14 protein-coding genes are annotated in these 13,031 nt (G+C 72.0%); 4 read left to right on the forward strand and 10 right to left on the reverse strand.

Annotated elements, in window-relative coordinates; all coding sequences use genetic code 11:
- The first annotated feature begins 444 nt into the window (after window positions 1–444).
- On the forward strand, window positions 445–1,452 hold the full coding sequence (locus AADR41_RS06605; RefSeq protein ID WP_342280420.1) for a phosphatase PAP2 family protein: 1,008 nt from the start codon (window positions 445–447) through the stop codon (window positions 1,450–1,452).
- Window positions 1,453–1,565: 113 nt separating this feature from the next.
- Here AADR41_RS06605 and AADR41_RS06610 read toward each other — a convergent pair whose 3' ends face one another.
- The 4 genes from AADR41_RS06610 to AADR41_RS06625 form a co-directional block, all read right to left on the reverse strand.
- Window positions 1,566–1,781 (reverse strand): I78 family peptidase inhibitor, encoded by a 216-nt coding sequence (locus AADR41_RS06610; RefSeq protein WP_342280421.1) that lies wholly within the window; start codon window positions 1,779–1,781, stop codon window positions 1,566–1,568.
- 412 nt (window positions 1,782–2,193) lie between these two features.
- Window positions 2,194–3,153 (reverse strand): helix-turn-helix transcriptional regulator, encoded by a 960-nt coding sequence (locus AADR41_RS06615; RefSeq protein ID WP_342280422.1) that lies wholly within the window; start codon window positions 3,151–3,153, stop codon window positions 2,194–2,196.
- Between the two features lie 58 nt (window positions 3,154–3,211).
- Window positions 3,212–4,057: a transferase gene (locus tag AADR41_RS06620; protein ID WP_342280423.1), complete on the reverse strand. Its 846-nt coding sequence runs from the start codon at window positions 4,055–4,057 to the stop codon at window positions 3,212–3,214.
- Window positions 4,054–5,337: a glycosyltransferase family 4 protein gene (locus AADR41_RS06625; protein WP_342280424.1), complete on the reverse strand. Its 1,284-nt coding sequence runs from the start codon at window positions 5,335–5,337 to the stop codon at window positions 4,054–4,056. The genes AADR41_RS06620 and AADR41_RS06625 overlap by 4 nt, the downstream gene beginning before the upstream one ends.
- 366 nt (window positions 5,338–5,703) lie before the next feature.
- On the opposite strand from AADR41_RS06625, the gene AADR41_RS06630 reads away from it, so the two are divergent.
- Window positions 5,704–6,510, forward strand: a complete 807-nt coding sequence (locus AADR41_RS06630) for a hypothetical protein (protein ID WP_342280425.1) — start codon at window positions 5,704–5,706, stop codon at window positions 6,508–6,510.
- 137 nt (window positions 6,511–6,647) lie between these two features.
- Window positions 6,648–6,992 carry a hypothetical protein gene (locus AADR41_RS06635; RefSeq protein ID WP_266691679.1) on the forward strand — a complete coding sequence of 115 codons (345 nt, stop codon included), beginning with the start codon at window positions 6,648–6,650 and terminating at the stop codon, window positions 6,990–6,992.
- Between the two features lie 91 nt (window positions 6,993–7,083).
- On the opposite strand, the gene der is transcribed toward AADR41_RS06635, so the two are convergent.
- The 6 genes from der to AADR41_RS06665 all read right to left on the reverse strand — a co-directional run bounded on the left by der (window position 7,084) and on the right by AADR41_RS06665 (window position 12,183).
- Window positions 7,084–8,553, reverse strand: a complete 1,470-nt coding sequence (gene der / locus AADR41_RS06640; protein WP_342280426.1) for a ribosome biogenesis GTPase Der — start codon at window positions 8,551–8,553, stop codon at window positions 7,084–7,086.
- 63 nt (window positions 8,554–8,616) lie between these two features.
- Entirely contained in the window at window positions 8,617–9,321 is a 705-nt protein-coding gene (locus tag AADR41_RS06645; protein WP_446750990.1) for a lysophospholipid acyltransferase family protein, read from the reverse strand.
- On the reverse strand, window positions 9,279–9,980 hold the full coding sequence (gene cmk / locus AADR41_RS06650) for a (d)CMP kinase (RefSeq protein ID WP_124718572.1): 702 nt from the start codon (window positions 9,978–9,980) through the stop codon (window positions 9,279–9,281). The genes AADR41_RS06645 and cmk overlap by 43 nt, the downstream gene beginning before the upstream one ends.
- Before the next feature lie 121 nt (window positions 9,981–10,101).
- Complete coding sequence (locus AADR41_RS06655; RefSeq protein WP_342280428.1) at window positions 10,102–11,187, reverse strand: prephenate dehydrogenase; 1,086 nt, start codon at window positions 11,185–11,187, stop codon at window positions 10,102–10,104.
- Window positions 11,184–11,546: a chorismate mutase gene (aroH, locus tag AADR41_RS06660; protein ID WP_342280429.1), complete on the reverse strand. Its 363-nt coding sequence runs from the start codon at window positions 11,544–11,546 to the stop codon at window positions 11,184–11,186. Before aroH ends, AADR41_RS06655 begins: the two co-directional genes overlap by 4 nt.
- A gap of 187 nt (window positions 11,547–11,733) precedes the next feature.
- Entirely contained in the window at window positions 11,734–12,183 is a 450-nt protein-coding gene (locus AADR41_RS06665; RefSeq protein ID WP_342280430.1) for a YidB family protein, read from the reverse strand.
- Window positions 12,184–12,327: 144 nt separating this feature from the next.
- Between AADR41_RS06665 and AADR41_RS06670 the strand changes: the two genes are divergently transcribed.
- The gene (locus tag AADR41_RS06670) at window positions 12,328–13,023 is read left to right on the forward strand and encodes a nucleotidyltransferase domain-containing protein (RefSeq protein WP_342280431.1); all 696 of its coding nucleotides are present in this window, start codon (window positions 12,328–12,330) and stop codon (window positions 13,021–13,023) included.
- Window positions 13,024–13,031 lie beyond the last annotated feature (8 nt).

Raw genomic sequence — 13,031 nt, forward strand, 5'->3', positions numbered from 1 at the left:
AGTGGCCGTCAGCGTACGCGAGTTCGGACCCCTCACACGTGGCCCACCTCATACCCGGTCGGGCCGCGGGGTGTGGCGTACGCCACGCCGACCCGCCGTCCGGACCTGCGAGGACACCCGGCACCCCCGGAACGGGACGGTACCCGGCCGCCCCCGCGGAGCACCCGCCGGGCCCGCGCCGAAAGCGGCCAGTAACCGGATCGGCACGTTCCGTTTCACCTCCTCCCGGGCCCGGATAAATTCATACCGGCACCTCCTGCGCTTTTCTGTCCGGGCCCAAACACCCTTCCGAAATGCGTGCGAAATCAATAGCGCGAAGTGCCGCCGGGACGCTTGCACGGATCAGGAATTAAGACCCCGCTGAGACATAGTCCACATCACATCGTCATCACAAAGAGACCGGATCGACCTGGCCGCTCGCTAACGCGCTGTAACGTCGATTGGGTGCGTACCGACATCTTTGCCCGGCTGGACCGGGAGCCGGAGCCGCCGAAGATAGAGCCACCGCGGATGAGCCGTCACCGCATCGCACTCTTCGGCGGGACGTTGGCGTTCTATCTCGCCATCGTCATTGCCGTGCTGGTCTCGTCCTGGCTGGTGACCCTGGACTGGAAGGTCATGCTCTTCCGGCCGTATCAGCAGTGGCCGGAAATCCATGCCTTCCTCGACTACTACATCGTGCTCGGCCAGCGCGGCCCCACCGCCACGATGGTGGCCTGCTGGCTCGGCTGGCGCTCCTGGCGGCAGCACACGCTGCGCCCCCTGCTGACGCTGGGCGCGGCGCTGCTGCTGCTCAATGTGACGGTCGGCGCGGTCAAGATCGGCCTGGGCCGCCTCGGCCCGCACTACGCGACCCAGATCGGCTCCGCCGAACTCTTCGCCGGCGGCGACATATTTCCCTCCGGGCACACCGCCAACGCGGTTGTGACCTGGGGAATCCTCGCCTATCTGGCCACCACCCCACGAGCCCGGCGCTATCTGTCGGCCATGTCGGCGATCGTGTCGCTGGGTGTCGGCCTCACCACCGTCTATCTCGGTACGCACTGGCTCAGCGATGTCCTGCTGGGCTGGGCCGCGGGCCTGCTGATCATGCTGGGCCTGCCCTGGGTCGAGCCGCTGATCACCCGGGCCGAGGCCTGGATCTTCGCCCAGCGCGAGAACCTGCGGGGATTCGGCCGCCCCGTTCCCTCCGTGCCCGTCGCGGCCGGAGGTCCCCGGACCGTGCTGCTGCCGCGGCCGGACGGCGGCGAGGCCCCGGCCCGGGAGCCGGTGGTCTCGGTGGCCGCGGGCAGCACGGGCACCCGCCCGCGGGCGCACGCCTCGCATCCGGCGCATGTGGTGCGCTCGGAGCGGACCCCGGTCACCCCGGCCGGCAGCCGGCGCCCGCCGCACGCCGACCGCACACCGCGCGGCGGCTCGACGACCCCGGCCCGCCCGGTGGCCGGCGGCTGAGCCCCGGCGAGGGAGCCGGTACGCACAGCCGCTCCCCGGACACGAGTGAAGGCCCCGACCGATGTCGGGGCCTTCACTCGTGTCCGGGCCCGGGTTCCCGCGCCGCGGGGGCCTCAGCCCACCCAGCAGCGGGTGACGACGGCTCCGTCGACCTCGAAGTTGATCCGGCCGCCGCGGAACTCCATGGTGATGATCGCGCCCGGCGGCAGTGATCTGACGGTGGTCCAGCCATGGCTGCGGGCCCGTCGTTCGGCGGCGTCGGCGGCGAGGCCGACGTACGCGTCGGGCGCGTCGTCGGGCTGGGCGGAAGGGGTCGGTATGGGTGCCATGCCCCTCACCGTAGGCGGCCGCGAGCGGCGGCGGAAGCCGGGGCGCCCGCCGTCGCAGGGCATCCTCACGTTCCCTGCCGGTCACACTTGTGTCACAGGATCACGACACGTGCTCGGTACGAATCACGCCACCCGGACAGGCCGCCCCGGACCCGACGCACAGTAATCACACAACCCTGACAATGATCATTCGGAAAGCCCGGAATCGGAGCGGAATATCCCGTGCCGATCGGATGCAATTCCCGCACCGAATAACCCGCGTAAATGAGCATGTCGCCGGGAATTCACGCTTCCTTATGGCAGCCTTATCCTTTGGTCACAATATTCACTCCGCGGTACGGGACAGCCCTCGACCACCACTGGTATAGCGGGAGGGCCCCGGCCGTCCGTATGGCGTCGCCGCGGCCGGCGCTCAGTCCAGCGCCCTGGTCAGCCGGTCCCTGGCGACCTTGATCGCGTCCTTCAGCTCCGGTGGTTCGACGACCTCGAAGTCGAAACCCAGCAGCATCACATGGACGACCATCTCGTCCATGCCCATCGCTCCGGTGCGCAGCAGACAGGTGTCGGCATCGAGGGCCTCCAGCACCCCGGCGGCGGGCGAGAGCCGCTCGGCCACTCGCTCGATCCCCGCCTTCAGCCGGATCACCGCGTGCAGCGGGTACACGGTCGTGGAGATCCCCCTGGCGACATAGGCGGCCAGGTCCTCGGCGGGTGGCTCCCGGGGGACGAACCTCGGCCCGTGCGGCGGCGTCGGGGTGATCCGGTCCGCCCGGAACGTACGCCAGTCCGCACGGTCCAGGTCCCAGGCGACGAGGTACCAGCGGCGCTCGGTGCACACCAGCCGGTACGGTTCGACACTCCGGCGCGAGACGGAGCCGGAGTGGTCCCGGTACTCGAAGCGCAGCCGCTCCCCGTCCCGGCAGGCCCCGGCGAGTTCGGTCAGGACACCCGCGTCGGCGACCGAGGCGCCGGGCCCGCGGAGCAGCGGCACGGTGAAGGTGTTCAGCGCGTTCACCCGGCGCCGGAGCCGGTCCGGCAGCACCTGTTCGAGCTTGGTCAGGGCGCGTACGGAGGTCTCGCCGATGCCCTCGACCCCGTTGCCCGCCGCGGTGCGCAGGCCGACGGCGACGGCGACGGCCTCCTCGTCGTCCAGGAGCAGCGGCGGCAGCTGGGCGCCGGCGCCGAGCTGGTACCCGCCGCCGGTGCCGGGGCTGGCGTTGACCGGGTAGCCCAGCTCGCGGAGCTTGTCGACGTCGCGCCGGACGGTCCGCGGGGTGACCCCGAGCCGGTCGGCGAGATCGGCGCCGGACCAGTCGCGGTGCGCCTGGAGCAGCGAGAGCAGACGCAGCAGTCGTGCCGAGGTCTCCAACATGACGGCGAGTCTGCCAGGGGTCGCGGACAGCCCGGGTCCGCAACCGCCCCGGCGGCCCTCAGGGGGCGGGTTCCGGTTCGAGCCGTACGCAGAGGTCGTTGTCGGTGGTGTAGCAGGGCGTGGCCCGGCCGCCCTCCCCGGTGCTGCGGCCCGGGTAGACGAAGATCTTCTTGCGGTCCCAGACGTCGTCGAGGATGCGGGAGATCCGTACGCCGCCGGCCGGCCCGTCCTCCGTCGCACCGGGGATCAGCCAGAGCGTCCACAGCCGGGGCTCGGTGACGGCCCCGTCGGCCAGTTCGTCGAGGGGGAGCGTGAAGGCGAAGGTGCCCTCCTTCCCCGTGACCGGCACCCGCAGGACCCGGCCCTGCGCGCCGGGCGCCCGCGCCTCGACACGGGCGTCGGTACCGAGGCCGGTGCCGTACAGCGTGCCCTCGACGGTCATTCCGTGCCCGTCGAAGGTCACCGGCCCGGCCTCGGCATGCGGTGCGCGGAGCCAGCAGCGCACGGCGAGCCGGCCGTCGAGGGTCGGGTACGGGATCCGGACCGCGATCCGCCCGCTCTGCGGTACCTGCCCGACGAGCAGCCGCAGATCCCGGATGCCGGGCTCGACGGCCACCTCCGTGCCGTCCGGCGCGCCGGGCTCCCGCAGATAGACGTCCCAGCGGCCCTCCGCGGGCTCCGGGGTGCCCGGCAGCACCGCGCGCAGCCGCCCGTCGCGCAGCGGGCTCAGCGGCAGCCGTACGGTGTCGCCGTCGCCCCTGCCCTTGGCGCCGCGCAGCCGGAGCAGCAGTTCGGGCGCCTCCTCGTCCTCGCGGCGGCCGAGGTCGAGATCGAAGGTGATCCCGCCGCCCGGTCCAGCGGTGCAGTCGGCCCTCGGCGTCCTTCGCCCTGTGGAGACGGTCATGCGGTCTTCCCCTTGCGGATCACGGCGGCTGCCTTGTAGCGCAGGGCGTACGCCCCGTCCAGCACGGTGCCCCTGGCGCGGTGCAGTGTGGTGCTCAGCGCGCCGTGCGAGCGGTCGCGCGGGCCCCGCGAGGCGAGTTCGGTGAAGAGCCGTTCATGGCGTTCGGCGATCCGTGCCGGGTCGAACCGCTGCGACGCGGCCAGCGCGGCGCGTCCCGCACGGTGCCGTGCCTCGTCGTCGCCGATCAGGCCGAGCAGGGCCTCGGACACGGCCGCCGTGTCGCCGACGGGCACCAGCCGTCCGTCGGTGCCGTCGTCGATGATCTCGCGGGGGCCGTGCGGGCAGTCGGTGGCGACGACCGGCAGGCCGCAGCGCATCGCCTCGACGATGGTCATGCCGAAGGACTCGCGGTCCGAAGTGACCGCGGCGATCGACCCCTTGGGCCACTCGGCCTCCAGCGGATTGACCGGCCCCATCAGGAACACGTGGTTGTGCAGCCCGAGTTCCTCGATGAGCGCGAGCAGCACCGCCCGTTCGTTCCCGGTCGCGTCACCGCCGCCGTAGATGCGCAGCCGCCAGTCCGGGCGGACCGCGACCACGTCGGCGAACGCCCGGACGAGCAGGTCGTACCGCTTGACCTTGTGCAGCCGGCCCGCGGCGATCACCCACTTGCTGTCGCCGTCGGCGGGCGGGACGGCCGGTTCGGGCACGCTGTTGGCGATGGCCTCGATCCGTACGCCGGGGAGTTTGAACCCGGTCCGGTAGGCCCGGGCGTCGGCCTCGGTGACGGTGGTGATCGCGTCGAGCAGGGGGTAGCGGTGCGCGATCTCGCGGCGGAGCCGGTAGCTGTGGCTGTCGAGGGTGAGGTGCTCCTGTCCGATCCGGACCGGGCCGCGGCGTGCCTGCCTGCTGATGTGCACGTTGAGACCCGGCCGGGTGCCGACCACGACGTCCGCCTCCAGCGACCGCAGATGGTCCGCCACCCGTGCGTCGGACAGCCTGCTGTACTGCCGGTACCTGCTGTCGCCGCGGGGGAACACCGTCGCCGGGCGGGCGTACTCGGCGGCGTCGCCGTCGTACGTCGGGCTCTTCTTCCGCAGGTCGACGAGGTGGCTCATGCGCACCCCCTCGGGGGCGCCCAGCGCGGGGACGTCACGGTGCCGGAAGACCGACACGATCTCGATGTCGTGGTGACCGGCCAGCGCCCCGGCGAGATTGAACGTCGTGCGGATCGTGCCCCCGACTCCGTAGGCGTTGTGGAGCAGGAAAGAAATGTGCATGAAACGCCATGTCTCCCGGTTCGGCTGATCAGCGGCAGGCTGCACTTGCCATGACGGCAAAGGCCGGTCCGCGGTTCACTCCATGTAGGGGCGAATTTCGGCCAGCGGTAAACTCGCCCGCTTCCCCACTTTGTCGCTTTGCTGCCGTATTCGGTGCGCCGCCGCATCGTCGAGTCGACCACATCGCGGGCCCCCGGACCGGCCCGAACGGTCCCCAAGTGCACTCCCGGGCCCCGGGATTCACCCTCTGGGCCGGTTGGTTCGATTACGTTCCCTTTCTCGCGTGACCCCGGCCGCGGCTCGCCCGTTGTCATTTCCATGAGCCGGGAACCGCCCGGCGCACGTACCGAGTTCGAGGAGCCACCCGTGCCGCGCATGCTCGACGTCAGCGAGGACGTACGCGCCGAGATCGGCGATGCCGAAGCCGACCGGCTGCTCGTCGGCGACAACGCCCCGGGCAGTTACGACTGCACTTCCTGCCGCACCCCCGGAGACTCCGAGCAGGAACGCACCAGCACGGTGCTCTTCGTCGGCGACGAGACCGCCGTCCTCGCCTTCGCCCACGCGACGTGCATCCCCTCGCAGGTCGTCCAGGTCGCCGAGGAGCAGCTCCAGGGCGCCGTACGCAGCATCACCGGCGGCGAGGGCCCGCACGTCGACGGTGCCGGCGCCGGCCGGCCGCAGGACGCCCCCACCGAACAGGCCGTCCTCGGCATCACCAGCGGCCTCGTCCTGATCGACGACGAGCTGCACCCGGCCCTCGTCGTGGAGCCGACCGGCGCGATCGCCCGGCCGGGCACGGACGGCAGCCGGGGCGACGAATTCCTCCAGCTGCTGCTGGAGCAGGGCTTCCACCCGGTCCACCGGACGGACCAGGTGCCCGCCGTACTGCACGGCTGGTCGATCCTGCTCGCCATGGGCCAGCTGCACGCCGTGCTCCAGCCGGGCACCGGCGGCGGCGCGCCGGTCGCCTGGTGGCAGGCGCACGCGCCGCTCCAGGTCACCGAGGGCTGGCGGACCGCGGCCAACAAGTCGCAGACCGTCCTCGTCTTCGCCGCCCCGGCCGGGTCGATCGGCCAGCAGCCCCGCGAGGACCTGCTGCGCGACGCCCTGGACAGGGCCGCGGCCAAGGGGCTCCTGGTCGCCGCAGCGATGCCGCTGGCCGGTACCTGATCGTGGCCGCCGGCCCCTCGCACCAGCGGCGAACAGCTAATTCTCCGCCGCGCCCGCATCCGACCGACACCGGTGTCGTTGGCACATACGTGCACTCATACGACTCCTCCCACCAGCGCCCGAGCCCGATCCCTGCCATGCGGCCCTCGCAGGAGCCATCGGGCGGTCAGTCCCACACCCCGATCTACGACGCGCTGTACTCCGAGTACCGCCGCTCGTTCCGGGCGCTGCCGGGTGATCGGAGCGGCGAGGAGAATCTCGGCTTCCTGGCCTTCGGCTCCGGGCTCTTCGGCAGCCGCCTCCCGCTGAGCGGCCACTCGGGCCACTCCGCCGGTTTCTCCACCGGCCTCGCCGTGACGGGAGGCGCCACCGGACACAGCACCGGGACCGGCACCGGAGGCCTCGGTTCCTGGCAGCGGATGGGCCGGCACTCCGGGCGCACCCAGCCGGCGGCCCTGCCGCCGGGCTCGCGGGGCGCCTGACCGCACGTCCGCGGGGCACCCGGTCCGTGACTGAGCCCCGGACCGTCTCTCGTCCGAGACGGTCCGGGGCTCAGTCGTGCGCCCGTGGGTGCTACTTGTTGCGGCCGCGCTTCTCGCGGACCCGCACCGAGATGTGGATCGGGGTGCCCTCGAAGCCGAACTCCTCACGCAGCCGGCGCTCGACGAACCGCCGGTAGCCGTGCTCCAGGAAGCCCGAGGCGAACAGTACGAAGCGCGGCGGCTTGGTACCGGCCTGGGTGCCGAAGAGGATCCGGGGCTGCTTGCCGCCGCGGACGGGGTGCGGGTGGGAGGCGACGATCTCGCCGAGGAAGGCGTTCAGCCGGCCGGTGGGGACACGGGTCTCCCAGCTGGCGAGGGCGGTCTGGATCGCCGGGACGAGCTTCTCCATGTGCCGGCCGGTGACGGCCGAGACATTGACCCGCGGCGCCCACGCGATCTGCGCGAGCTCCGTCTCGATCTCGCGCTCCAGGTAGTAGCGGCGCTCCTCGTCGAGGGTGTCCCACTTGTTGAACGCGATCACCATGGCCCGGCCGGCCTCCACGGCCATGGTGATAATGCGCTGGTCCTGGACGCTGATGGACTCGCCCGCGTCGATCAGTACGACGGCGACCTCGGCCTTCTCCACGGCGGCGGCGGTACGCAGCGAGGCGTAGTAGTCCGCGCCCTCCTGGAGGTGGACGCGGCGGCGGATGCCGGCCGTGTCGATGAACTTCCAGGTGATGCCGCCGAGCTCGATCAGCTCGTCGACCGGGTCGCGGGTGGTGCCCGCGAGCTCGTTGACGACGACGCGGTCCTCGTTGGCGACCTTGTTCAGCAGCGAGGACTTGCCGACGTTGGGACGGCCGATGAGCGCGATCCGGCGCGGGCCGCCGACCGCGGTGCCGAAGCGCTGCGCCGGGGCCTCGGGCAGCGCTTCGAGCACGGCGTCGAGCAGATCGCCGGTGCCGCGGCCGTGCAGCGAGGAGACCGGGTGCGGCTCGCCGAGGCCCAGCGACCACAGGGCGGTGGCGTCCGCCTCGCCGCTCTGTCCGTCGACCTTGTTGGCGCAGAGCACCACCGGCTTGCCGGCCCGGCGCAGCAGCTTGACGACGGCCTCGTCGGTGTCGGTCGCGCCGACGGTCGAGTCGACCACGAAGACGACCGCGTCGGACGCCTCGATGGCGTACTCGGCCTGGGCGGCGACGGAGGCGTCGATGCCCAGCACGTCCTGCTCCCAGCCGCCGGTGTCGACGACCTTGAAGCGGCGGCCGGCCCACTCCGCCTCGTAGGTGACGCGGTCACGGGTGACGCCGGGCTTGTCCTCGACGACGGCCTCGCGGCGGCCGATGATCCGGTTCACCAGGGTCGACTTGCCGACATTGGGCCGGCCGACGACGGCGAGCACGGGCAGCGGCCCGTGACCGGCCTCGTCGATGGCGCCCTCGACCTCTTCGAGGTCGAAGCCCTCCTCCGCGGCGAGCTCCATGAACTCCGCGTACTCGGCGTCGCCAAGCGCTCCGTGCTCGTGGTCCGAGCCGTCGGAGTGAATCTGGTCGTTCATGAAGTCCGTTCCTCTTTGCATCATCATCGATGGACCACTACTGCGCGGCCCACTACTCAAGTCTTACTTACCCGGCCGCCCGGTGAAGCGCCTGGCCTCGTCCAGGTGGGCGGTCAGCCGCGCCTGGATCCGTACCGTCGCCTCGTCCAGCGCCTTGCGCGTACGCCGCCCGCTGCCGTCGCCCGCCTCGAAGGCGTCGCCGAAGACGACATCGACCCGGCTGCGCAGCGGCGGCAGTGCCGATATCAACCGTCCGCGGCGCTCGGTGCTTCCCAGGACGGCCACGGGCACGATCGGCGCTCCGCTGCGTACCGCGAAGTACGCGAGCCCGGCACGCAGGGAGGCGAAGTCGCCCTCGCCCCTGGTGCCCTCGGGAAAGATCCCGAGGGCCCCGCCCTCCTCCAGCACGCCGAGGGCGTGGGTGATGGCGGTGCGGTCGACGGTCGTGCGGTCCACCTTCAGCTGACCGATTCCGCGCAGGAACGGGTCGAGCGGGCCGACGAACGCCTCCTTCTTGATCAGGAAGTGGACGGGCCGGGGCGCGGTGCCCATCAGCATCGGACCGTCGATGTTGTGCGAGTGGTTCACCGCGAGTATGACGGGTCCGGAGGCGGGAACCCGCCACGCGCCCAGGACCCGGGGCTTCCACAGCCCGTACATCAGCCCGATACCGATCCCGCGCCCCACCGCCGCTCCGCGCGGTGAGGGGCGGTCCGTGACCTGGGTCACTTCGTGGCCCGCTTCTCCTCGACGAGGGTGACGACACACTCGATGACCTGCTGAAGGGTCAGCTCGGTGGTGTCCACCTCGACGGCGTCGTCCGCCTTGGCCAGCGGAGAGGTCTTGCGGCCGGAGTCGGCCGCGTCCCGCTTGATCAGCGCTTCCCTGGTGGCGGCGAGGTCGGAGCCCTTGACCTCTCCGCTGCGCCGGGCGGCGCGTGCCTCCGGGGAGGCGGTGAGGAAGATCTTCAGGTCGGCGTCGGGCAGGACCGTGGTACCGATGTCACGGCCCTCGACCACTATGCCCCGCTCGGCCGCGGCGGCGATGGTGCGCTGCAGCTCGGTGATCCGGGAGCGCACCTCGGGGACGGCGCTGACGGCGCTGACCCTGGAGGTGACCTCCTGGGTGCGGATCGGGCCCGAGGCGTCCTCGCCGTCGACGGTGATCGTCGGGGCGGCCGGGTCCGTACCGGAGACGATGACCGGCTTGGCGGCCGCGGTCGCCACCTCCACCGCGTCCTGGACGTCGATGCCGTTGTTCAGCATCCACCAGGTGATCGCCCGGTACTGAGCGCCGGTGTCCAGGTAGCTGAGGCCGAGCTGCGCGGCGACGGCCTTGGACGTGCTCGACTTGCCGGTGCCGGAGGGCCCGTCGATGGCGACGATCACTGCGGCCGGGGCCGTACGGGTTTCCACGGTGGTGGACACCTTCCTGGTACACGGGGTGGGCGGGACGGGGACGTGTGCGAACCCGCCCCGCACAAGGTTACCGAGTGTCGGAGCGGGCCTCCGCACCCCTGTGGACAACGGCCTCCCGGTCCCGGCCCGCCTACTGCCGTATCGACCAGCCGCGCTCGCGCAGTGCCGCGCTCAGTGCGGGGACCGCGCTCGGCTCGACCATCAGCTGGACCAGGCCGGCCTGCTGCCCGGTGGCGTGCTCGATGCGCACGTCCTCGACGTTGACCCCGGCCCGTTCGGCGTCGGCGAAGATCCCGGCCAGCTCGCCCGGCCGGTCGCTGATCAGCACCGACACCATCTCGTACGCGGTGGGGGCGGTCCCGTGCTTGCCGGGCACCCTGACCCGGCCCGCGTTGCCGCGGCGCAGGACGTCCTCGATGCCCTCGGTGCCCTCGCGGCGCTTGTCGTCGTCGCCGGACTCCAGGCCGCGCAGCGCCCGTACCGTCTCGTCCAGGTCGGCGGCCACCCCGGCCAGCACGTCGGCGACCGGGCCGGGGTTGGCGGAGAGGATCTCCACCCACATCCGGGGGTCGGAGGCGGCGATCCGGGTGACGTCCCTGATGCCCTGGCCGCAGAGGCGTACGGCGGTCTCGTCGGCCTCCTCCAGGCGGGCGGCGACCATCGACGAGATCAGCTGCGGGGTGTGGGAGACCAGGGCGACGGCCCGGTCGTGCGCGTCGGCGTCCATGACGACCGGGACGGCACGGCAGAGCGCGACCAGTTCCAGGGCGAGGTTGAGCACCTCGGTGTCGGTGTCCCGGGTCGGGGTGAGGACCCAGGGCCGCCCCTCGAACAGGTCCGCGGTGGCGGCGAGAGGGCCCGACCGCTCCTTGCCGGCCATGGGGTGCGTACCGATGTAGGGCGTGAGGTCGAGGCCGAGGGCCTCCAGCTCGCGGCGCGGTCCGCCCTTCACGCTGGCGACGTCCAGGTAGCCGCGGGCGATGCCGTCCCGTATGGCGGTGGCCAGCACGGTGGCCACATGGGCGGGCGGTACGGCGATGATCGCCAGGTCCACCCGCTCCTCGGGCGCCTCGTCCGTACCGGCGCCCAGCGCGGCTGCGGTACGGGCCGACCCGGGGTCGTGGTCGACGAGGTGGACCCGGATGCCGCGCCCGGCGAGGGCGAGGGCTGCGGACGTGCCGACGAGGCCCGTTCCGATGACGACGGCGGTTCTCACTGGGCGATGTCCTTGCGGAGTGCGGCGGTGGCACCGAGGTACACGTGGGCGATCTCGGACTTGGGAAGGTAGGTCTCGACATGCGCGAGGATGCGCACCACGCGGGGCATGGCGCCCGCGATGTCCAGCTCCTGGGCGCAGATCAGCGGTACGTCGACAATACCGAGCCCGCGCGCGGCGGCGGCCGGGAAATCGCTGTGCAGGTCCGGGGTGGCCGTGAACCAGATGCTGATCAGGTCGTCCGCGACGAGGCTGTTGCGTTCGAGGACGGCGGTGAGCAGGGCACCGACCTGCTCACCCATGTGTCCGGCCTCGTCCCGCTCCAGCTGGACGGCTCCGCGGACCGCTCGTACCGCCACGTCGTGCTCCTCGGTTCTTCGTGCTCGATCCCTGCCCGATCAGCCTAGATGGGTGGCGGGTCGCGCGGTCCGGGTGCTCTGTCCGTGAGACGGGGCGGGCACACGGCGGGACGGGGCGGGCACACGATCGCGGCCCGAGGGCCGCCCGGCTGCGATCCGCCGGACAGACCTCGGGCCGCTTCCGCCGTCAGAGCTGCTGCTCGCGGACCAGTTCCTCGATCGAGCGGCCCTCCGGCACCTCCCCGGACGGGGTCAGCCTGTCGACCGCGGTCGGCAGCGAGCGGGCGATCTGGTCGGCCGCCTGCTCCGTGCTCACCCCTGTCTCCCGGGCGACCTTCCGGAGCGTCTCGTCCGGCAGTGCCTCGGCGATCTGGGCGCCGCTGACCGCCTGGTTCTCCCCGGTGCCGACCCAGGAGTGCGCCTGGTCGACGAGGCCGGATCTGGTGAGCATCCCGATCAGCCCTTCGAGCGCGTTGCCGCCGCCCGTACCGCCCTGGCCGCCCTGACCGCCGCCGAGCGCACCCAGCAGGGCGCCGAGGATGTTCCCCGCGCCGCCCTGGCCGCCGCTCTGGCCGCCGCCCTGGCCACCGCCGCCCAGCAAGCCGCCGAGCAGGCTGCCGAGATCGTTTCCTGCCATGGTTCTGCCTCTCCTGAGGGGATGATTTATCGACAATGTCGATCAGAACCCGGGCTTCTGCCACTTGAGCGGGGCACCCCGTGCCGGAACTACGGCCCGGGGTGCCCCGGTGCGGACCGCTGCCGCTCACGTAGCCTCGCCGGCATGACCACCCCTGATCCCGAGGCTCTCGTACGCGACCACACGGTCTACTCCTGTGTGATGGGCTCGCGCGCCTTCGGGCTCGCCACGGAGGGGAGCGACACCGACCGGCGCGGCGTGTTCCTCGCGCCGACCCCGCTGTTCTGGCGGTTCGAGAAGCCGCCGACGCATGTCGACGGCCCGGCACCGGAGCAGTTCTCCTGGGAGCTGGAACGCTTCTGCGAGCTGGCGCTGCGCGCCAACCCCAATGTGCTGGAGTGCCTGCACTCCCCGCTGGTGGAGCACATCGACGACGTGGGCCGGGAACTCCTCTCCCTGCGCGGCGCGTTCCTGTCCCGGCTGGCCCACCGGACGTTCACCCGTTACGCCTGGGGCCAGCGCAGGAAGCTGGAGGCGGACGTACGGCAGTACGGGGCGCCGCGCTGGAAGCACGCCATGCATCTGCTGCGGCTCCTGGGCTCCGGCCGGGACCTGCTGCGCACCGGTGAGCTCACGATCGGGGTGGGTGCGGCCCGCGACGAACTGCTGGCGGTGAAGCGGGGCGAGGTCCCGTGGGAGGAGGTCGAACGCCGCATGAACCGCCTCATGGAGGAGAGCGAGGAGACGGCGCGGAACTCCCCGCTCCCCCAGGAGCCGGACCGGGCGCGGATCGAGGACTTCCTGATCCGCACCCGCCGGGCGTCCGTGGACCGGCCCTAGTCCTCCGG

It is taken from the genome of Streptomyces sp. CLV115, from assembly GCF_038448545.1.
GTDB classification, from domain to species: Bacteria; Actinomycetota; Actinomycetes; order Streptomycetales; family Streptomycetaceae; genus Streptomyces; species Streptomyces sanglieri.

Bases quoted from the DNA above. Each gene is read 5' to 3' on its own strand.
- AADR41_RS06635 (WP_266691679.1), top strand. From the start codon at position 6,648: ATGCGGCCCTCGCAGGAGCCATCGGGCGGTCAGTCCCACACCCCGATC.
- AADR41_RS06620 (WP_342280423.1), bottom strand. From the start codon at position 4,057: ATGACCGTCTCCACAGGGCGAAGGACGCCGAGGGCCGACTGCACCGCT.
- AADR41_RS06615 (WP_342280422.1), bottom strand. From the start codon at position 3,153: ATGTTGGAGACCTCGGCACGACTGCTGCGTCTGCTCTCGCTGCTCCAG.
- AADR41_RS06625 (WP_342280424.1), bottom strand. From the start codon at position 5,337: ATGCACATTTCTTTCCTGCTCCACAACGCCTACGGAGTCGGGGGCACG.
- AADR41_RS06665 (WP_342280430.1), bottom strand. From the start codon at position 12,183: ATGGCAGGAAACGATCTCGGCAGCCTGCTCGGCGGCTTGCTGGGCGGC.
- AADR41_RS06670 (WP_342280431.1), top strand. From the start codon at position 12,328: ATGACCACCCCTGATCCCGAGGCTCTCGTACGCGACCACACGGTCTAC.
- AADR41_RS06610 (WP_342280421.1), bottom strand. From the start codon at position 1,781: ATGGCACCCATACCGACCCCTTCCGCCCAGCCCGACGACGCGCCCGAC.
- der (WP_342280426.1), bottom strand. From the start codon at position 8,553: ATGAACGACCAGATTCACTCCGACGGCTCGGACCACGAGCACGGAGCG.